The sequence below is a fragment of the Nonomuraea sp. NPDC049141 genome (assembly GCF_040648415.1).
GTDB lineage: Bacteria > Actinomycetota > Actinomycetes > Streptosporangiales > Streptosporangiaceae > Nonomuraea.
Genome location: NZ_JBEZDR010000028.1, coordinates 54,062 through 73,352, shown reverse-complemented (window position 1 = coordinate 73,352; position 19,291 = coordinate 54,062). Strand labels below are relative to the sequence as shown.

The window sequence follows — 19,291 nt, the reverse complement described above, 5'->3', positions numbered from 1 at the left end:
GATCTGCCGAAGATAAACCGCTCGCTAGTTCTTGACGCCTAGTTCTTGACGCCGGCCCACGATTCGAGCTGGGCCACGAACCGCTTGGCCGAGTTGGGCCAGTGGTGGTTCGCCCGGGCCGCCGCGTAGCCGCGCGCGCCCTGCGCCCGCCGCTCCCGCACGTCGTCCCTCAGCGTCAGCACGGCCTGCGCCACGGCCTTCGGGTCCTCCCACGGTACGACGACGCCGCTGTCGTACCGCTCGACCAGCTCGACCGCGCGCGGGGACGGGGTCGTGATGACCGGGATGCCGTGGGCCATGTACTCGACGATCTTCGTGGGCATCGAGTGGCGGTAGTTCGGCTCGTCGTGCAGCAGGGAGAGCCCGGCCAGCGCGCCGTCGAGCCGCTTCAGCGCCTCGTCGTTCGGCATGAAGTCGCGCCACTCCAGCAGGCCCTCCGTGACGGCCTGGTTGAGCACCGGACGGCTCTGCGGGTCGGCGTAGCCGATCAGCTCCACCGCCACCCGGTACGGCTGGAGCAGCCGGGCCACTTCGACGGCGTCCATCACGCCCCGCGCCCTGGACAGCCAGCCCAGGTACACCACCCGGTCGTCGCCGGGCGGCGTGACCGAGTCGGGGACCCAGGTCTCGTTCGGCACGATCAGGTGGGCGTGCTTGAACCGGCCCGCGTAGGCCGTCTCGGCCAGCAGCAGGTGCAGGTGGCGCTCCGCCATGCTCTCCAGCATCCGGGCGAGGAAACGCATCGGAGGACGCAGCAACGACGGCAGCCACGGCTTGAGCGAGAGCGTCGCCGGGGTGTCCTCATGCACGTCCCAGACCACGGGCGGGCGGTTGCGCACGCCCCAGATCGCGAACAGCAGCTCGGGGTCGTGCACCATCACGAGATCGACCTTGCGCCGCATGCGCTTGAACAGCTTGCGGGCGGCCCAGACCGCGGCCACGCGTCTACGCTGCGCGGCCCTGGGCAGATCGACGCCGTTGACCCAAGGACGAGGAACGACCCCGTGGGCGGTGAACGAGGCGGCATACGTGACCTCATGACCGGCATCCACGAGGGCACGAATCTGCCTATGCAGAATCCTCGCGTCCTCGGGGTTATGCACCACCGTCATGACGAGCACGTGCACTGCGCGCAACCCTCCGTCGCTACAGCCGCTCGACGCGTTCACCCTCGGTGAGAACACCGCGGGTGTCGAGCACGAGCCTGGCCTTCGCCTCGACCATGTCGAGGTCGAACGCGGCGTGCTGCTGCAGCAGCAGCGTCACGTCGGCATCGACCACGGCCTCGGCCAGATCTTCTTCCCGTGGCACCGGGGTGCCGTCTACTGACCACTCCAGAACATACGGGTCAATGAACGAGAGCTCGGCGCCCAGTTCCAGCAGCGCACGCGCCACCGGCAGGGCCGGGGTCTCCCGCTCGTCGGCGATGTCCGGCTTGTAGGTCACGCCGAGCATAACCACCTTGGCGCCGTTTACGGCCTTTTTATGCCGGTTGAGCAGACGCTGTACCCGTGCCACCACATAGGACGGCATCCGCTCGTTGATCTCCTGGGCCAGCTCGACGAACCTGAACGGGTAGCCGAGCTTGCGCACCGTGTAGGACAGGTACGACGGGTCGACGGGGATGCAGTGACCGCCGACGCCGGGACCGGGCAGGAACTTCTGGAAGCCGAACGGCTTGGTGGCCGCGGCCTCGATCGACTCCCACAGGTCGATCCCGAGCTCGTCGCAGAAGATCGCCATCTCGTTGACGAGGGCGATGTTGACGTGCCGGTAGGTGTTCTCCAGCAGCTTGGCCATCTCGGCCTCGCGGGTGCCGCTGACCGGCACGACCTGCTCGATGAACTGGCCGTAGAACGCCGTCGCGCGATCGCGGCAGTTGTCCGTGTAGCCCCCGACCACCTTGGGCGTGTTGCGCAGCCCGAACTTGGGGTTGCCCGGGTCGATCCGCTCGGGCGAGAAGGCCAGGTGGAAGTCTTCCCCCGCCACCAGACCAGAGCCCTCGAGGATCGGGCGGGCCACCTCGTCGGTGGTGCCCGGCCACGTCGTGGACTCGAGCACGACCAGCGTGCCCTTGCTCAGGTTGCGCGCGACCGACCCGGTGGCGCCCTCGACGGAGGAGAGGTCCGGACGGTGGTCCTCGTCCAGCGGGGTGGGCACGCAGATGACGATCGTGTTGCTCCGGGCCAGCACGGTTTCGTCGAGCGTGGCGCTGAACCCGTTGGCCAGCATGTGCTCGAGGTCGGCGTCGGTCAGGTCATCGATGTAGGACTGTCCGGCATTGAGCGCCTCGACCTTGCGGGCGTCGACGTCCACGCCGACGACCCGCAGACCGGCGGCGACAGCCTCCTTGGCGAGAGGCATGCCGACGTAGCCCAGACCGATGACAGCCAAGTCGATTTCTGTCACAGCTGTGCCTTAGGGAGCCGGAAACAACACTTCATGGTCGCAAAGGTTATCTCAAGTCCACCTAGCTCACGCCTAATGCGACCGAACCCGTCAGAACAGACAGCCAATTCCAAGGTCATGATTCGGTAATGGATCGGTAAAGAGCCTGGTAGGTTTCGGCAACGCGGCCCCAAGTACGCTTGGCGGCCACCTCGGCCCGGCCCGCCTCACCCATCGCCGCACGCCTGGCCGGGTCCTCCCTGAGCCCGGCGAGCGCCTTGGCCAGCGCGGCCGGATCGCCCGGCGGCACCAGCAGCCCGGCGCCGTCGGAACCGACCAGCTCGGACAGCGCGGGCAGGTCGCTCAGCACGACCGGCTTGCCAAGCGCCATCGCCTCGACGGGCTTCAGCGGCGTGACGAGCCGCGTCACCCGCAGGTCCTCGCGCGGGCAGGAGAAGATGTCGATGGCCGCCTGGGCCTGCAGGGCCTCGTCGGGGCCCACCCGTCCTGGCAGGAGCGCGTCCGTCAGCCCCAGCTCCTCGACCAGCTCCAGCAGGGCAGGACGCTCGGTGCCGTCGCCCACGATGAGCACCCGCACCGGCGAGCCCTCGTCGCGCAGCAGCGCCGCCGCCCGCAGCAGCGTCGCGAACCCCTCGTAGCCCACGATGCTGGACACCGAGCCGACGACGATCTCGTCTCTCGCGATGCCCATCGCCGACCTGAACGTCTCGCCGTCGTAGGAGGCCGTGAGCAGCGAGTCGTCGACCGCGTTGGGCGCCAGGAAGATCCGCTCCCTGGGCACGCCCCGCTCGACGATCTCCGTGGCCATCGTCTCGGCCAGCGTGACGACCGCGTCGGCCTCACGCATCAGGAACGCCTCGCGTTCGCGCTGGAGCACGTGCCGCTGGCTGCCGATCCGGCCGGGGTCGCGGGAGGCCCAGGTCTCCTCCAGGAAGCCGCGGACCTCGTAGACGAACGGCGTGCCCGTCCGGTCTCGTACGGCGTGCGCGATGGAGCCGTTGCGGTGGTCGGTGGCGGCGTGCAGGACCTGGGGCCGGAGCTGCTTGACGAGCTTGGTGACGCCCTCGGCGCCCCTGATGATCCGCCCCTGGGTCTCGAACGGCATCTCACCGTGCCCGTCGGGCAGCAGCCGGTGGTAGGGAATGCCTTCGAGCTCCTCGAACGGCGCCGCGTCGGCGTGCCCCTGCAGCATCGGCCAGCCCCAGCTGGTCACCACGTGCGGATCCAGGCCCTTGGCCTGCTGCGCCATGACGATGCGGTGCGTACGGACCGTGTAGCCGGCCTGCGTGTACGGCAGGGCGTTGGTGACGCAGTGGAGGACCCGCCCGGCCACCCGGTCCACGACGGCCACCTTGGGGCCCGGCGGGATCGGGTCGGGGCTGATCGCGGCCAGCTCGCCCCGGTAGTAGGCGGCCCTGCGCTTGACGAAGGGGTATTTGGTGTGCGCTTCGAGCACGGCCGCGGCCTCGGTGATCCGGCCCTGGTCCCAGTGCTCCTTGGCCTCGTTCCACGGCCCCTTGAGCACCCGCATGCTGAACTTGCGGACCGCGCGCCTGGCCCTGCGGGCGACCGGCCAGGCGACCTTGCCCACGACGGGGCGGAGCGCCGGCGGGAGGGACTCGGCCGCCGCCTGCGCGACGCGCACCGGATCGGCCTTCACCTTCGTCATGACGACGCGGGAGACGATGATCGGATGCTGTACGAAGCCCCTGATAAGGCCGCCGACACCGGCACGAGCGGACTTGGCGGATACCTTGCCGTCAGGTCTGGGAGAGTCTTCACGACTGGCGTCGGATGCCACGCGGTGACCGTACCATAGGCAGCGTTTTTTCCCTTCCGCTATGAAAGGCGAGGTCAATGAGGGAGAACCCCCTGGTCCTGCACGTTCTGGGCGCCCGTCCCAATTTCGTGAAAGCGGCCCCGGTGGTGCGAGCACTCGGTGAACTCGGCGTGCGGCAGGGCATCATCCACACCGGTCAGCACTATGACGCGCTGATGTCCGACGTGTTCTTCGCCGATCTGGGGCTCCCGGAACCGGTGGCCAACCTCGGGGTCGGCTCGGGCAGCCACGCGAAGCAGACCGCGGCGCTCCTCGTCGGCCTGGAGGAGGTCGTCCTTGAGCACGATCCCGACCTGGTGGTGGTCTACGGCGACGTGAACTCCACGCTGGCCGCGATCCTGGTCTGCGCCAAGCTGGGGATCCGCACCGCGCACGTCGAGGCGGGCCTGCGCTCGTTCGACCGGGGCATGCCGGAGGAGGTCAACAGGATCGTCACCGACTCCCTGTCGGACCTGCTCTTCGCCACCTCGCCCGACGCGCTCTCGCATCTGGCGGCCGAGGGCGTGCCCGCCGGCAAGGTGCACCTGGTGGGCAACCCCATGATCGACAGTCTCTTCTCCGCGCTGCCCTCGCTGGACCCGGCGCCCGTGGTGGCGCGGCTGGGCCTACCGGCTCGTTATGCGGTGGCGACCCTGCACCGCCCGGCGAACGTCGACACCCCCGAGGCGGCCAAGGAGCTGGTCTCGGCCGTGCTGGACGTCGCCCGCCAGATCCCGATCGTGGTGCCGATCCACCCCAGGGGGCGTACCCGGCTGGCCGAGGCGGGCCTGGTCGACGGCCCCTCGGTCAAGGTCATCGAGCCGCTGGGCTACGTGGACTTCCTCTCGCTCGTCCGGGGGGCCGCGCTGGTGGTCACCGACTCGGGCGGCGTGCAGGAGGAGACGACGATGCTGGGCGTGCCGTGCCTGACGGTCCGGCCCAACACCGAGCGGCCGATCACGATCACCCACGGCACGAACCGCCTCGTCACCCCGGCCCTGCTGCCGGCCGCCGCCGGGAAGGCCCTGTCCGATGGCGCCGCGACGCCGTCGGGCGAGCTGCCGCCGCTGTGGGACGGCGCCGCCGGGCCGCGCATCGCCCGCGTCATCTCGGCCTGGCTCAAGGGGGACAACCTCTCGCCCGCCGCACAAGGTGTGCGTTCCGAATAAGCCCCTCATTCCGTACGGTCTCCGCCGTACCATGACATACCTCCGCTAAGTGATAAGGCCCGTACATGCCCGAGACCCCCGAAGAGCCCACGTACCAGCGACTCGGTCCGGTGAACTGGCTGCCCGAGGAGCGCAAGCTCGTCGAGCGCTACGAGGCGGAGGTCAGGGAGCTGCGCCGCAGGCTGGAGATAGCCGAGGCCAAGGCCGCCTACGCCACCTGGAAGCTGGCGGCCACCCAGGCCAAGCGGACGTTCAAGCTGGGTGAGGCGCTGGGGTCGAAGAGCCCGGGCAAGGTGCTGGAGGCGGTCAGGTCCAAGGACCGGGCGCCCGCGGCGCCGACCCCGGTCACCGAGGCCGTCGAGACGGCCAACCACCGGCCGCCGCTGGTCGAGGTGCCGACGGTGAAGTGGCCGACCGGGCCGGTGAACCGGCCCGACCTCAAGGTGGCCGTCATCCTGGACGACTTCTCGCGGATGGCGTTCAAGTACGAGTGGGACCAGATCGAGTTCGGACTCAAGGACTGGCCGGAGATCTTCGCCGAGAAGCGGCCCGACCTGCTGTTCTGCGAGTCGGCCTGGCACGGGAACCAGGGCCGCTGGCGCTACCAGATGACCGGGACGAACGCCCCCAAGGACCCGCTGCGCGACCTCGTGGCGTGGTGCCGGGCCGAAGGGATCCCGACGGTCTTCTGGAACAAGGAGGACCCGCCGAACTTCGACTTCTTCATCGACACGGCCAGGCTGTTCGACTACGTGTTCACCTGCGACGGTGACATGCTGCCGAAATATCGTGAAACTCTGGGCCACGACCGGGTGGACGTGCTCCAGTTCGCCGCCCAGCCGCGCGTGCACAACCCGATCCAGCAGCGACAGGGCCGCCTGCACGACGTCGTCTTCGCCGGCATGTACTTCCGCGACAAGCATCCCGAACGGCGCGAGCAGATGGAGACGGTCGTCGACCCGATCCGCGAGCTGGGCCTGCACATCTTCGCCCGCAACGGCGAGGTCGACGAGAAGTACGCCTGGCCGGAGAAGTACCGGCCGCACATCGTGGGTGAGCTCCCCTACGACCAGATGCTCGCGGCCTACCGCATGTACAAGGTCTTCCTCAACGTCAACTCGGTGCTCGACTCGCCCACGATGTGCGCGCGCCGCGTGTTCGAGCTGTCGGCCTGCTCGACGCCGGTCGTCTCGGGCTGGTCCCGGGCGATCGAGGAGACGTTCGGTGAGCTGCTGCCGATCGCCCGCGAGCCGGTCGAGTCGTACAACCAGGTGCTGCACCTGATCAACAGCCCGGAGCTGCGGGCCCGGATGGGGCACCTGGCGATGCGCGAGGTGTTCGACAAGCACCTGTTCACGCACCGGGTGGACCAGATACTCCAGTTCCTCGGGCGGCCCGTCTCGACGCGGCCCCGGTCGATCTCCGTGGTGCTGCCGACCAACCGGGCCGCGCAGATCGAGCACGCGATCTCCTCGGTGGCCAAGCAGATCCACCGGCCGCTGCAGCTCGTCATGGTCCTGCACGGCCTGGACATCGACCCGGTGGTGGTGGCCGACAAGGCTCGCATGGCGGGCATCTCCGACGTCGTCGTGCTGCCCGCCTCGGCCGAGCTGTCGCTGGGCGCCTGCATGAACCTGGGCATCTCCGCCGCCGACGGCGACCTGATCGCCAAGATGGACGACGACAACCTGTACGGCGAGCACTACCTGTCGGACCTGGTCAGGTCGTTCGACTACACCGACGCGGAACTCGTCGGCAAGGGCGCCCACTACTCCTACTTCGAGGGTCTCAACACCACCATGCTGCGGCTGCCGGGGCTGGAGCACCGGTACTCCTTCCTCGTGCAGGGCGGGACGTTCCTCGGCAAGGCGGACATGTTCCGGTCGTACGGCTTCGCGGACATCACCCGGGGCGAGGACACGCACCTGGTCCGCAGGCTGAAGGAGGACAGCGTCAAGATCTACTCGGCGGACCGGTTCAACTTCGTCTACTGGCGCAGCGCCGACGCCGCCATGCACACCTGGCAAGCCGACCACATCAAACTCACTAGAAATGCGCAGTTTTCCTTTGTGGGTCGGCCGGACGCGCACGTGCTTATCTAGCTTTTCTTTTACGGCCGGCCCGGTGGGCCCCAAGCGCCGTACGGGGTTGGGGCCTGTCCAGGGGCACGCTTCTCCGGTGGAGCGTGCTTGTCGCCGTGACGTGCGTCTTCTTGGCCGGTGGAGTTGTCGCCGCTCTCCGTCACACTGGGTAGTCCTTCAGCTTGATGGCGTTCGCTGCCTTGGTGGTCATGTTGTTCAGCAGGCCGATGAAGGCCTTGGTCGTGAGGATCTTGTGGGCAGCGTCACGGATGGTGATTCCCCTGCGTGTCTTCGGGGCGAAGAAGCTGCCCGCGTTGCCGGCCACACGTTGGCAGGCTTTGGCGTAGGGGCGGATCGCCGTTTCGTAGGCGGCGAAAGCCGCTTCGTGGTCTGCGTTCATGGCCAGTTCGCCGGCCAGGACATAGGAGGCGATCAGCGACATGCCCGCGCCCATGCCGCCCATCGTGGCGCCGTAGCCCGCGTCTCCCACCAGGGCCACTCGGCCCTTGGTGAAGTGGTCCATGTGAACCATGCTGATCGAGTCGAAATAGAAGGTGCTTGACCCTTCGAGTGCCTTCAGGTGGGTCGGCATTTCCCAGCCCATTCCCGCGCAGGCCTTCGCCACGAGGTGTTTCTGCTGGGCGATGTCCCTGTAGTGGTAGGCCAACGGCGGAGACGCGAAGACCACGGTGACGCCGCCGCCCTCTGGGGTGGCGTGGACCACGGCGCCGCGGCCGGGCTCGCTGTAGAGGACGGAACGGTTCACGGGGTTCAGCAGGTCCGGCACGCTGTAGAGGGCGACGTAATAGCCCGAGGACTTGACGTAGTCGTCCTCGGGGCCGAAGGCGAGGCGCCTGACGTTCGAGTGCAGGCCGTCGGCGCCGATCACCAGGTCGTAGGTGCCCTTCCTGCCGCTGTCGAAGGTGATGTCCACGCCGTCCGCGGTCTCGGTGAGCGTGGCGATCGAGTCGTCGAAGATGTACTCGGCGCGGTCCTTGGTCAGGTTGTACAGCAGGCGGCTCAGGTCGCCTCGGGCGATCTCCACGGCGCCGCCGGTGAACGAGGCGGGCAGGGACGCCTTCGTGGCGCCGGTGCCGTCGATGATCTCCAGGGGGCCCGGGGCGGTCTGCCAGCGGCGGATCTCCTCCAGGATGCCCATCCGCTTCAGCATGGTCAGGTGGGCCTCGCCGCGGAAGTCGACCGCCTGGCCGCCCTCGCGCAGGGCCGGGGCGCGCTCCACAACCGTGACCCGGTGGCCGGAGCGGGTCAGCCAGTAGGCGAGCGCGGGGCCCGCCAGGCTGGCGCCGGAGATCAGGATGTTCTTGCTGTTCATGGGGGTGCTCCCTCGTCGTCTTCCGATGACAGGAAGCCTCGGCGAGGGCGCGCACCGCGCACGCACCGGCCACGCACCGGCCCACCGCCCACCGGTGACCGGCCGTCACCTCCGGGCCGGTGACCGGCGGTCAGTGCGGTGTCATCGGGTGATGCGGGCCAGGTTCTGGTCGGCCAGGCCGGCGAGGTCGAACAGGTCGGCGGGCGCCACCTGCTGCCCGACGACGAGCATGCTCATGATGACCTTGCCGCGCCGGATGACCACCGAACCGACCTGCGCGTCGCTGTGGCCGCCCGACGCGGTGGTCAGGTAGGCGCGCGACTCGTCGCCCCGCCTGGGCATGTCCAGCGCGCGCGTGCGGTAGGTCACCCGGGTGCCGTGCACGACGGCCCCGTAGGCGGCGCACTGCGCGGGCAGCGGCGCGGGGAAGGCGGAGGCGGGCATCGACACCAGCGCCTGGGTGATCGAGCCGTCGTCGGAGGAGAACGCGACCACGGCGGCGGGCGCGCGGCCGACCTCGGGCTTGGCGGCGTCGAGCCGGGCGGCCCCGGCGCACTCGGGCCGGTCGAGCTTGGCCTGGCGGACGGCGTCGAGCCCCTGCTTGGTGGACTTGAGCGAGCCGAACGCCCCGATCTCCGGCCCGTACGCCAGGGTCATGCCCTTGGGGGTGGGCAGCAGGCCGGCCCGGAGCCTGGCCGCGCCGGGCGCGGGCCGGGACGGGGACGGAGCGGACGTCGGGGGCGCGGACGGCATCGGGGGCGCCTCCACGACCTCGTCGGCGGCACATCCCGATATGACCATCATGCTCAGACAAAGGATGGAAAAGGCCTTAAGCATGAATTCTCCACCTCACTCAAGCGACTTACCATAAAACGCTAGAGGAAGTGCGGACTAACGAGCTGAGTAACGGCGCTATTCGCGGAATTCAGGGGTTTCGCGAACGACCTCGGAGTTTGCTCCATTGGGTGTGGGTGGCGAGGCTACGGCTTGCTCCGATGCGGGCCGGTTGAGCAGCGTCCTGGCCAGGCCCAGACCGGCGCCGCCGAGCGTGAGCGCCTTGGCCAGCATCTCCTCCACGCCCTGAGCACCGTTGAGCACCACCATGTGCTCGACGTTGCCGAACGCCTTCGCGCCCGCCTCGACCACCTCGGGCCAGCGCTCTGCGAGCTGCTGGGCGACGACCGCCTCCTGGTTGCTGGCCAGCGCTTCGGCGCGGGCCTTGATGGCGTCGGCCTGCGCCAGGCCCTTGGCCCGTGCCGCGTCCGCCTCGGCCATGCCGCGCAGCCTGGTCGCCTCGGCCTCGGCCTCCCCGCGCAGCCGGATGCTCTCCGCCTCGGCCTGAGCCCGTGACACGGCGGCGCGCCGGTCCGCGTCGGCGAGCGTGACCTGCTCGTAGGCCCGCGCGTCGGCCGGCCTGCGCACCTCTCCTTCCAGGCGCTTCTCCGCGAGCTGCGCCTCCAGCTCGGCGGCCGTCGTCTGCTGGACCACGACCTCCTGGCGCGCGGTGGCGTCGGCGAGCGGCCCGGCCTGCTTCGCCTTGGCCGCGGCCCGATCCATCTCCGCCTGGTAGCCGGCCTGCTGGATCTTGGCCTCACGGATCGCGGCGGACTTCTTGATCTGGGCCTCCTGCTCGGCGGCGTTGGCCTCCTGGTCGCGCTGTGCCTCGGCAGTTCTGGCCAGCGCCGACACGGCGGCGGCGTGCGGGCGGCCGAGGTTGATGATGTAGCCGGTGGCGTCCTCGATCTCCTGGACCTGCATCGAGTCGACGATCAGGCCCAGCTTGCTCATCTCGTCGGAGGAGGAGGTGCGGATCTCGTTGGTGAGCGCGTCGCGGTTGATGATCAGGTCCTCGACCGTGAGGTTGCCGATGATCGAGCGGAGGTGGCCGGAGAAGAGCTGGTGAGTCTTGTCGTCCACGGTCTTCTGCTGATCGAGGAAGCGCCGGGCCGCGTTGGCGATGGAGGCGAAGTCGTCGCCCACCTTGTAGATGACCACCCCGCGTACGTGTACGGGAATGCCTTGCTTGGTCACGCACTTGACTTCGAGCGCGGAGACCCGGCTGTCGAGCGAGATGCGGCGCGCGGTCTGGAACCCGGGGACGACCAGCGCGCCCTTACCCGTGACGATCTTGAAGCCGAGCGTCTCCCTGCCGCGCGCGCCTAAGCCGGAGATGATGATCGCCTCGTTGGGCTCGGCGACGCGCCAGATCAGTTTGAAGGCGACGATGGCGACGAGGACCAGAGCGGCGATGATGCCGGTGGGGATCAAGTCCATGGCTACTCCCAGGAAGAAGTCACTGCCGACCAGACTTCCCGGCTCACCTGTTTGCGATGGTACGCCGGGTTATTGCGCTTTTCCAGAAGATTCGGAGCCGTTCGGGGCCGCGCCGTTGAGCAGCGCCCGGGCCAGGCCGAGCCCGGTGCCGCCGAGGGTGAGCGCCTTGGCGAGCATCTCCTCGACGCCCTGAGCGCCGTTGAGCACGACCATGTGCTCGATGTTGCCGAACGCCTTGGCGCCCGCCTCGACCACCTCGGGCCAGCGCTCGGCGAGCTGCTGGGCGATGACCGCCTCCTGGTTCTCCTTCAGCGCCTGCGCCCGCGCGCTGATGGCACTCGCCTCGGCCAGGCCCTTGGCCTGCGCGGCCTCCGCCTCGGCGAGCCCGAGCGCCTTCGCCGCCTCGGCCTGGGCCAGCCCGCGTGCCTTGGCGGCCTGGGCCTCGGCCTCTCCTGCCACCTTGGTGGCCGCGCCGGCCGCCTCGCCGCGCAGCCGTACGGACTCGGCGTCCGCCGCGGCCGCCTGCTTGACCTGGGAGGCCTGCGCGACGGCGCGCAGCTCGGTCTCCTTGGCCTCCGCCTCGGCCTGGGCGATGCGGGCGTCGCGTTCGGCCTGGGAGAGCGTGACGGTCTCGTACGCCTTGGCGTCGGCGGGCTTGCGTACCTGCGACTGCAGCCGCTGCTCCGACAGTTGCGCCTCCAGCTCGGCGGCCCTCGTCTCCTGGACGACGACCTCCTGCCTGGCGGTCGCCTCGGACAGCGGACCCGCCTGCCTGGCCTTGGCCGCCGCCTGGTCGATCTCGGCCTGGTAACCGGCCTGCTGGATCTTGGATTCGCGTACGGCGGCCGCCTTGCGCGCGGCGGCGGCCTGCTCGGCCTCGGTGGCCTCCTGGTCGCGCTGGGCCTCGGCGATGCGGGCCACGGAGGCGACCTTGGCGGCGTGCGGCTTGCCCAGGTTGACGATGTAGCCGGTCTCGTCGTCGATCTCCTGGATCTGCAGCGAGTCGACGATCAGGCCCAGCTTGCTCATCTCGTCGGCGGCCGACGCCCTGGTCTCGCTGGTCAGCCGCTCCCTGTTGAGGATCAGGTCCTCAACGGTCAGGTTGCCGATGATCGAGCGCAGGTGGCCGGTGAACAGCTCGTGGATCGCGCCGGTCATGAAGTCCTGCTGGTCGAGGAAGCGCCGGGCGGCGTTGGCGATCGAGGACAGATCGTCGCCGACCTTGTAGATCACCACGCCGCGGATGTGCACGGGGATGCCCTGCTGGGTGACACAGGAGACCTGGAGATTGGCCGCCCTGGTGTCCAGGCGCAGCCTCCTGGCCGTCTGGAAGCCGGGCAGCACGGCCGCACCCTTGCCAGTAATGATCTTGAAACCGAGGCTGTCCGGGCCCTCGCCGCGCCTGCGCGCGGCGAGACCGGAGATGATCAGGGCCTCGTTGGGCTCGGCGACCCGCCAGACGGCCTTGAAGAGCAGGATCAGCACGATGACGGCGGCGAGGATGCCACCGCCGAGAATGTAGGGCTCGGGGGACATCGGAGCCTCCCTATACGAGTGCTCGGGCGACGTAGACCGTCCGCGGTGGGAAGTAGTCCACCACGATCACGATCGTTCCGACGGGGAACTCCTCGTCAGGCACGGTCGGATGAGCGTAGAACGCCTCGACGCCACCCCTGACCGGCACCATGACCTCGCCGACGAGACCAGGGCCGATCTTGCCAGTGACCCTGCCCTGCTTGCCGACCACCGGACTCCCCCCGTCGTGATATTTCGGACGCTACTCCAAACAGGCATTCGCGGTAATAGGTCACGCAAAATGTTTCTCGAAGCACTGCGCGGGAGGACGCGGCTTTTACCCGGAGTCGTGATGATCAGCGCATGAGTGACATGAACTCGCACTCGGCGCGCGACCTCGGGATGAACCGGCCTATTACCCGCCGGGACTTCTTGGACGGCGTCGCCGTGGTGGCAGGGACGATGGCCCTGGGCGCGTCGGCGGGCTGCGCGCCGCGGCCCGGCGGATCGACCGTCATCGGGACCCAGGCGCTGCTCGTCCCCCAGGACGTGGGCTCTCCGGCGAGCCTCACCGGCCTCCGGGGCGGCACTCCGGAGGCGCTCAGCGTCCCCCACGCGCTCCGCGACGGCCGCTTCTGGGAGCACGCGGGCTCCCCTGTGCCCACGGGCGAGCACTACGACCTGGTGGTGGTCGGCGGGGGCATCAGCGGGGTGAGCGCGGCCTTCGAGTGGCGCCGGCAGAGTCCGGAGGCGCGCATCCTGATCCTGGACAACCACGACGAGATCGGCGGGCAGGCCCGGCGCAACGAGTTCCGCCCCGCCGGGCGCGACGGGGTCCTGGTCGGCTGCGGCGGTTCCCGGTCGATCAAGACGCCCTCGGTGTGGACGCCCGAGGGCAAGGAGTTGCTCGACCTGCTCGGCATCAAGCTGGAGAGGTTGGGCGGGTACCTCGACCGGCACCTGTACGCCGGGCTCGGGATGCACCGCAGCGTGATGTGCGACCGGGAGACGTTCCGGGCGGACCATCTCGTCCGCCTCACCCCGGGCGTGGAGCCCAGGCAGTGGGTCACCCGGCTGCCGGTCGCCGAGCAGGCCAAGAAGGACCTCGTCATGCTGCACGAGAACCCGCCGGACTGGTTCCCCGGCCTGTCGCCGGAGCGTAAGGAGGAGCGGCTGGCGGAACTGACCTACTCCGACTTCCTGCTGAAGGTCTGCCGCGCGCACCCGGACGTCGAACTGTTCTTCCGGACCATGCCGAGCGTCGCATGGGGGTACGGCACGCAGGCGTTCGGCGCGATCGACGCCTGGGGCAGCGACTACCCCGGGTTCGGCGGGCTGGGGCTGGACGCCGGCAAGCCGTCGAGGTTCAGCTCGCCCAGCCTGAAGAAGGAGTGGAAGGTCGCCGACCCGAACGTCTACCACTTCCCCGAGGGCAACCAGGCGCTGGTCCGCATGATGCTGGGCCGGATGATCCCCGGCTTCGCCGGCTCCACCACCATGGACGGCATCACCACCGCCGCCTTCGACTACGCCCGGCTCGACCTGCCCGCGAACCGGGTCCGCTTCCGGCTGTCGAGCCCCGTCGTCTTCGCCCGTAACGACGGCTCACCCGACACCGCGACCACCGCGACCGTCGGCTACTTCGACGGCCACCGGGTCAGCACGGTCCAAGCCGGAGCGGTCGTCCTGGCCTGCTGGAACATGGTCATCCCCTACCTCGTCCCCGAGCTGCCCGACGACCAGAAGCAGGCGCTGCGCGACGCGGTCAAGATGCCGGTGCTGGACGCGGCGGTGCAGCTGCGCAACTGGGAGGCGTGGCGGCGCCTCGGCATCGACCGCACCCGCTGGACCGGCGCCTACTGGTGCCTGTCGGAGCTCGACCACCCGGTCGGCATGCCCGGCTACGACCACCCGAAGGACCCGGGCGAGCCGATCAACCTGCGCATGCTGGCCGCGCCGTGCCAGTCGGAGCTGGGTCCTGGGCCGGGCGCCGCCGTGGGCAGGCAGGAACTGCTCAACACGCCCTACAGCCGGCTGGAGTACACCATCCGCGACCAGCTCGCCCGGCTGCTCGGCCCGGGCGGCTTCGACCCGGCCAAGGACGTCGAGGCGATCACGGTCAACCGGTGGGGCCACGGGTACGCCCCGGAGTACTGCCGCCCGTGGCACTCCTTCTACCCCGACGGCCCGTTCCCAGCCGACACCGCGCGCCGGCGCTTCGGCAGGATCGCGATCGCCAACTGCGACTCCGTGCCGTCCGCCCGCGCCGACGCGGCCATCTCCGCCGCCCATCTGGCCGTCGCGGAGCTGCGGACGTGAGGCTGTTACCTCAAACCGTGCTTCAGCGTGTCGAGGCTGGACTGCCAGAGCCGCTCCGCCAGGCCGGGGTCGGACATCGTGTCCGGGACCCGCTCCGGGGCCTGCTTCGCGAAATAGCGCCCGGCCCCTTTCTCGCCGTCGGCGTGCGTCGCCAGGTGCACCAGCGTTCGCGCGCCGTACTCGGGCGGCTTGGCGTATCCGGGCACCGCCAGGAACATCCGCATGATCCACGTCTCCGCCGCGAACCCGCTGCGGATCACACCCGGATGGAAACAGGTGGCCGCCACCCCGCGGGCCGCCAGCGCGACGGTGAACAGGGCATTCGCCTGTTTCGTATCGCCGTACTGGAGCCAGCCGTTCCATCGTCGCTGCTCACGCGACAGGTCGGCCGGATCGAGCCGGCCGCTTCTGCCTGCCCGCGAAGAAGTGGTGACTACCCTGTCAACCCGATCTGTTAGAGAATGGGTCAACAGAAAGGGGGCCAGATGGTTGACCTGAATCATCAGTTCGTGACCGTCCACCGTAATCTGGCGCCGCGGACTCATCACGCCCGCGTTGTTGGCCAGCACGGCAATGCGCTCATAACGCTCACGCAGCACCGCCGCCAACCTACGAACATCGTCAAGCGATGTGTAATCGCAGGTCAAAACATCGGCTTCGGATCCGCTCAACCCGTCGGCCACGGCCTTGAGCCGAGACTCGTCCCGGCCGACGAGCACCACCCGGTGTCCCCGTCGTGACAGCTCGCCCGCCGCCGCGGCGCCGATGCCGGCACTTGCCCCAGTAATCACGCTAATCAACGCGTTCCTCCCCCTGCGCCGGAAGCATAATCGGTGCTAGTCTCCTGTGCGATCTTCCGGAGGTGTGTTTACACAGAGTGTGGAAATGCCCCTCGACTCCGAGGTTGGGACATGGGCTCGCAAAACCGGTCAATTCGGTTCAAGATCTTCTTATTGCTGCTGCTACCCCTCCTGTCTCTGAGTGCGCTCTGGGGCTTTGCCCTCAATCTCACCGTGGGTGACGGTCAAGCCCTCCTAAGAGCTAACACGCTTTATCAGACTATTGGTGTCACCTCCACCGACCTGGGCTTACAGCTCCAAGCCGAGCGGGCCCAATCGGCCGTGGCGGTCACCACCCGTCAACTCACCCAGGAGCTCGGTGCGCAGCGCGCCGCCACCGACAAGTCCGTCGCCCGCTTCCAGAAGTCCGCTGTCGAGGCCGGCGACGCGATCATGCCCGACCTGCGCGGCTCCCTCGACACCCTCAACGGCGAGCTCAACCGGCTCGGCTCCATCCGCGCCGACATCGACGGCGGCAACAGCTCCCGGCTGACCAGCCTCAACGAGTACAACGGGGTCCTCGACGCCATCTTCCGGCTCTATGACCACCTCATCTCGCTGCCCGACCTGCAGATCTTCCAGCAGGCGTCGTCGCTGCAGGCCATGGGCAACGCCCGGGAGATCATCGCCAGGGAGCACGCGCTCATCAGCGGCGCGCTCATCGACCACCGGCTGACCGAGCCGGAGCTCACCGAGTTCACCGAATACGTCGCGACCCGCAAGTTCCTCAGCGCCCGTGGCCAGGCCGGGCTCGACACGGCGCTCCGCAAGCCGTACGAGCAGATCTTCGCCGGTGAGCCGTTCCGGGACTTCACGGCGATGGAGACGCGCATCATCGCGACCGGCGCCCCACCCGCCGACGGCACGGATTGGAACGCGACCGTGGACCGGCTCGCGGCGCAGCTCGACCGGCTGGGCGTGTCGTCCTCCGAGGTGCTGAGCGGGCGCGCGCTCGACGCGGCCGGCGCGACCATGGTGAAGATCGGCAGCGCTGGCGGTCTCGGGCTGATCGCCGTGCTCGCCTCGATCATCATCTCCGTACGCTTCGGCCGCCGCCTCGCCGGCGAGCTGGCCGCGCTCAGGTCCGCGGCCGTGGAGCTGTCCGACGACCGGCTGCCCGGCCTCGTCGACCGGTTGAGCCGGGGCGAAGAGGTGAACGTCAAGGAGGAGGCCAGACCGCTCGAGGTCAGCGGTGCCGCCGAGATCGTGGACGTGGCCAAGGCGTTCGGCTCCGTGCAGCGCACCGCCGTACGGGCCGCCGTGAGCCAGGCCGCGATGCGGCGCGGCATCGGCCAGGTGTTCCTCAACCTGGCCAGGCGCAAGCAGGGCCTGCTGCACCGCCAGCTCGCGCTGCTCGACGGCATGCAGCGCCGTACGCACGACCCGGACCGCCTGGAGGAGCTCTTCCGCCTCGACCACCTGACGACGCGCATGCGGCGCCACGCGGAGAGCCTGATCATCCTGTCCGGCGCCGCCCCCGGCCGGGCCTGGCGCAAGCCGGTGCCCGTGGTCGACATCGTCAGGGCGGCGATCGCCGAGGTCGAGGACTACACCAGGGTCACCGTCGAGGCCATGCCCGGCAGCGCGCTCGACGGCGCCACCGCCGCCGACCTCACCCACCTGGTCGCCGAGCTGGTCGAGAACGCCACGATCTACTCGCCGCCCAGCACGACCGTGGTGGTGCGCGGCGACCTGGTAAGCAACGGCTACGCGATCGAGGTGGAGGACCGGGGCCTCGGGCTGTCGGCCGGCGAGTACGCCACGTTCAACGCGCTGCTGGCCAACCCGCCGGAGTTCGACCTGGCCGACAGCGACAGGCTCGGCCTGTTCGTGGTGGCCAGGCTGGCCGAACGGCACGGCATCCAGGTGCTGATGCGCCGTTCGCCGTTCGGCGGCACCACCGCGATCGTGCTGGTGCCGCGCAGTCTGGTCAACGACCAGCCCGCACTGACGGCAGGCAGCGGTGAGACGCCCGCGCTGCCCAGCCGTACCAAGAAGAAAGCGCTCGCGGTGGTGAACGGCACACACGCCGGGCTGCCAAGGCGAGTGAAACAGGCCAACCTGGCACCCCAGCTCAAGACGGACGAGCCGTCGGAGCCGGATCCGGAAGAGAAGACAGAACGCTCTCCCGATGAGGTACGGGACCTGTTCTCCGCCTTCCAGCGGGGAACCCAACGCGCCCGAGAAGAAGCGAATGAAGAGGGGGAGGCATGAGTGTGCCGACGACCAACACCGGTGAGCTGAACTGGCTCCTTGACGACCTGACGACCAGGGTCGGAGCAGTACGGCAGGCGGTCATCCTGTCGACCGACGGCCTGGCGGTCGGCTACTCCAAAGGGCTGACCCGCGAGGACGCCGAGCACCTGTCGGCGGTGGCCGCCGGGTTCCAGAGCCTGGCCCGCGGCACGGGACGGCATTTCGGCGGTGGCGACGTACGTCAGACCATCGTCGAGATGGAGTCGGCGTTCCTCTTCGTGACGGCGGCCGGGCAGGGCACCTGTCTGGCCGTGCTGGCCGACGCCAACGTGGACGTCGGGCACATCGCGTACGAGATGGCGATGCTCGTCAAGCGGGTGGGCCAGCACATATCCACCAACCCCCGGGCGACATCGTCATGAAGGAACCCCCGCGGTGGCTTGACGAGGACGCGGGGCCGATCGTCCGGCCCTACGCCCTCATACGCGGGCGCACCAGAACTTCCGGAGAGGTGTTCGACCTCATCGCGAGTGTCTCGGTCGTCGGCGACCCGGCGCACCACGACCTCGAACCCGAGCAACAACTCATCCTTCGGGCCGCACGTAACCCGATCTCGGTGGCCGATGTGGCCGTCGAACTCGATCTGCCCGTAGGCGTCGTCCGAGTGCTTCTCGGCGACCTGCGTGACCACGGCCTCATCTCGGTGACGTCGCCCTCAGAGACAGGCCCGCGCCCGAATGAGCGCATTCTCAAGGAAGTGATCAATGGACTCCGTGCTCTCTGAGGACCCAGTCGCGCTGAAGATTCTCATCGCCGGGGGGTTCGGCGTGGGCAAGACCACGCTGGTCGGATCGATCAGTGAGATCAGGCCGCTACGCACGGAGGAGGTGCTCTCCGATCGCGGCGTCGGCGTCGACGATCTCGACGGTGTGGAGACCAAGACCACCACCACCGTCGCGATGGACTTCGGCCGCATCACGATCCGCGAGGGGCTGGTCGTGTACCTGTTCGGCACCCCCGGGCAGGAACGGTTCTGGTTCATGTGGGACGAGCTGTCCTACGGCGCGCTCGGGGCCGTCGTGATCGCCGACACCCGCCGGCTGACCGACTGCTTCCCGTCCGTCGACTACTTCGAGCAGCGCGGCACCCCGTTCGTGGTGGCCGTCAACTGCTTCGACGGCGCCGACCGGCACAGCGTGGACGACGTGCGGATCGCGCTCGACCTGGACGAGGACGTGCCCGTGCTGCTCTGTGACGTACGGCGGCGCACCTCGGCCAAGGAGGTCATGGTCACGCTGGTCGAGCACTCGCTGAGGACGCTGACGTCGGCGAACTAG

At 69.1% G+C, this 19,291-nt stretch carries 16 protein-coding genes; 7 read left to right on the top strand and 9 right to left on the bottom strand.

Features of this window, described 5'->3' with window-relative positions; translation table 11 throughout:
* Positions 1-38: 38 nt before the first annotated feature.
* From AB0B91_RS53835 to AB0B91_RS53825, 3 genes are all read right to left on the bottom strand, one after another.
* Positions 39-1,127, bottom strand: a complete 1,089-nt coding sequence (locus AB0B91_RS53835; RefSeq protein ID WP_358339409.1) for a glycosyltransferase — start codon at positions 1,125-1,127, stop codon at positions 39-41.
* A 19-nt stretch (positions 1,128-1,146) separates the two neighbouring features.
* The gene (locus AB0B91_RS53830) at positions 1,147-2,409 is read right to left on the bottom strand and encodes a nucleotide sugar dehydrogenase (protein ID WP_358339126.1); all 1,263 of its coding nucleotides are present in this window, start codon (positions 2,407-2,409) and stop codon (positions 1,147-1,149) included.
* Between the two features lie 115 nt (positions 2,410-2,524).
* Complete coding sequence (locus tag AB0B91_RS53825) at positions 2,525-4,078, bottom strand: glycosyltransferase (protein ID WP_358339123.1); 1,554 nt, start codon at positions 4,076-4,078, stop codon at positions 2,525-2,527.
* Between the two features lie 188 nt (positions 4,079-4,266).
* On the opposite strand from AB0B91_RS53825, the gene wecB reads away from it, so the two are divergent.
* Together wecB and AB0B91_RS53815 are read left to right on the top strand one after the other, a co-directional pair.
* Positions 4,267-5,397, top strand: coding sequence for a UDP-N-acetylglucosamine 2-epimerase (non-hydrolyzing) (gene wecB, locus AB0B91_RS53820; RefSeq protein WP_358339121.1), 1,131 nt, complete (start codon positions 4,267-4,269; stop codon positions 5,395-5,397).
* Positions 5,398-5,462: 65 nt separating this feature from the next.
* A complete protein-coding gene (locus AB0B91_RS53815) occupies positions 5,463-7,499 on the top strand; it encodes a glycosyltransferase (RefSeq protein WP_358339118.1) in 2,037 nt (678 codons plus the stop codon).
* Between the two features lie 139 nt (positions 7,500-7,638).
* On the opposite strand, the gene AB0B91_RS53810 is transcribed toward AB0B91_RS53815, so the two are convergent.
* The 5 genes from AB0B91_RS53810 to AB0B91_RS53790 all read right to left on the bottom strand — a co-directional run bounded on the left by AB0B91_RS53810 (position 7,639) and on the right by AB0B91_RS53790 (position 12,832).
* The gene (locus AB0B91_RS53810) at positions 7,639-8,811 is read right to left on the bottom strand and encodes an FAD-dependent monooxygenase (RefSeq protein ID WP_358339115.1); all 1,173 of its coding nucleotides are present in this window, start codon (positions 8,809-8,811) and stop codon (positions 7,639-7,641) included.
* Between the two features lie 141 nt (positions 8,812-8,952).
* Positions 8,953-9,615 carry a hypothetical protein gene (locus AB0B91_RS53805; RefSeq protein WP_358339112.1) on the bottom strand — a complete coding sequence of 221 codons (663 nt, stop codon included), beginning with the start codon at positions 9,613-9,615 and terminating at the stop codon, positions 8,953-8,955.
* A gap of 108 nt (positions 9,616-9,723) precedes the next feature.
* A complete protein-coding gene (locus AB0B91_RS53800) occupies positions 9,724-11,085 on the bottom strand; it encodes an SPFH domain-containing protein (protein WP_358339109.1) in 1,362 nt (453 codons plus the stop codon).
* Between the two features lie 69 nt (positions 11,086-11,154).
* Positions 11,155-12,621 (bottom strand): SPFH domain-containing protein, encoded by a 1,467-nt coding sequence (locus AB0B91_RS53795; protein ID WP_358339106.1) that lies wholly within the window; start codon positions 12,619-12,621, stop codon positions 11,155-11,157.
* A gap of 10 nt (positions 12,622-12,631) precedes the next feature.
* Positions 12,632-12,832: a hypothetical protein gene (locus AB0B91_RS53790; protein ID WP_214634871.1), complete on the bottom strand. Its 201-nt coding sequence runs from the start codon at positions 12,830-12,832 to the stop codon at positions 12,632-12,634.
* 131 nt (positions 12,833-12,963) lie between these two features.
* Between AB0B91_RS53790 and AB0B91_RS53785 the strand changes: the two genes are divergently transcribed.
* A complete protein-coding gene (locus tag AB0B91_RS53785; protein WP_358339103.1) occupies positions 12,964-14,919 on the top strand; it encodes an NAD(P)-binding protein in 1,956 nt (651 codons plus the stop codon).
* A 5-nt stretch (positions 14,920-14,924) separates the two neighbouring features.
* Here AB0B91_RS53785 and AB0B91_RS53780 read toward each other — a convergent pair whose 3' ends face one another.
* Positions 14,925-15,710 carry an SDR family NAD(P)-dependent oxidoreductase gene (locus AB0B91_RS53780; RefSeq protein ID WP_358339407.1) on the bottom strand — a complete coding sequence of 262 codons (786 nt, stop codon included), beginning with the start codon at positions 15,708-15,710 and terminating at the stop codon, positions 14,925-14,927.
* A gap of 120 nt (positions 15,711-15,830) precedes the next feature.
* Here AB0B91_RS53780 and AB0B91_RS53775 point away from each other — a divergent pair, with 120 nt between their 5' ends.
* Genes AB0B91_RS53775 through AB0B91_RS53760 form a run of 4 tightly spaced genes read left to right on the top strand, consistent with a single transcriptional unit; the run spans position 15,831 to position 19,291 of the window.
* Positions 15,831-17,972: a nitrate- and nitrite sensing domain-containing protein gene (locus AB0B91_RS53775; protein ID WP_358339100.1), complete on the top strand. Its 2,142-nt coding sequence runs from the start codon at positions 15,831-15,833 to the stop codon at positions 17,970-17,972.
* Positions 17,969-18,376, top strand: coding sequence for a roadblock/LC7 domain-containing protein (locus AB0B91_RS53770; RefSeq protein ID WP_358339097.1), 408 nt, complete (start codon positions 17,969-17,971; stop codon positions 18,374-18,376). Before AB0B91_RS53775 ends, AB0B91_RS53770 begins: the two co-directional genes overlap by 4 nt.
* The gene (locus AB0B91_RS53765; RefSeq protein WP_219534491.1) at positions 18,373-18,738 is read left to right on the top strand and encodes a DUF742 domain-containing protein; all 366 of its coding nucleotides are present in this window, start codon (positions 18,373-18,375) and stop codon (positions 18,736-18,738) included. The genes AB0B91_RS53770 and AB0B91_RS53765 overlap by 4 nt, the downstream gene beginning before the upstream one ends.
* On the top strand, positions 18,719-19,291 hold the full coding sequence (locus tag AB0B91_RS53760) for an ATP/GTP-binding protein (protein WP_214634877.1): 573 nt from the start codon (positions 18,719-18,721) through the stop codon (positions 19,289-19,291). Before AB0B91_RS53765 ends, AB0B91_RS53760 begins: the two co-directional genes overlap by 20 nt.

Excerpts from the sequence above, each read along its gene's own strand:
- AB0B91_RS53785 (WP_358339103.1), top strand. The coding sequence starts at position 12,964 with ATGAGTGACATGAACTCGCACTCGGCGCGCGACCTCGGGATGAACCGG.
- AB0B91_RS53795 (WP_358339106.1), bottom strand. The coding sequence starts at position 12,621 with ATGTCCCCCGAGCCCTACATTCTCGGCGGTGGCATCCTCGCCGCCGTC.
- AB0B91_RS53765 (WP_219534491.1), top strand. The coding sequence starts at position 18,373 with ATGAAGGAACCCCCGCGGTGGCTTGACGAGGACGCGGGGCCGATCGTC.
- AB0B91_RS53800 (WP_358339109.1), bottom strand. The coding sequence starts at position 11,085 with ATGGACTTGATCCCCACCGGCATCATCGCCGCTCTGGTCCTCGTCGCC.
- AB0B91_RS53810 (WP_358339115.1), bottom strand. The coding sequence starts at position 8,811 with ATGAACAGCAAGAACATCCTGATCTCCGGCGCCAGCCTGGCGGGCCCC.
- AB0B91_RS53805 (WP_358339112.1), bottom strand. The coding sequence starts at position 9,615 with ATGATGGTCATATCGGGATGTGCCGCCGACGAGGTCGTGGAGGCGCCC.
- AB0B91_RS53770 (WP_358339097.1), top strand. The coding sequence starts at position 17,969 with ATGAGTGTGCCGACGACCAACACCGGTGAGCTGAACTGGCTCCTTGAC.
- wecB (WP_358339121.1), top strand. The coding sequence starts at position 4,267 with ATGAGGGAGAACCCCCTGGTCCTGCACGTTCTGGGCGCCCGTCCCAAT.
- AB0B91_RS53775 (WP_358339100.1), top strand. The coding sequence starts at position 15,831 with ATGGGCTCGCAAAACCGGTCAATTCGGTTCAAGATCTTCTTATTGCTG.
- AB0B91_RS53760 (WP_214634877.1), top strand. The coding sequence starts at position 18,719 with ATGGACTCCGTGCTCTCTGAGGACCCAGTCGCGCTGAAGATTCTCATC.
- AB0B91_RS53815 (WP_358339118.1), top strand. The coding sequence starts at position 5,463 with ATGCCCGAGACCCCCGAAGAGCCCACGTACCAGCGACTCGGTCCGGTG.
- AB0B91_RS53825 (WP_358339123.1), bottom strand. The coding sequence starts at position 4,078 with ATGACGAAGGTGAAGGCCGATCCGGTGCGCGTCGCGCAGGCGGCGGCC.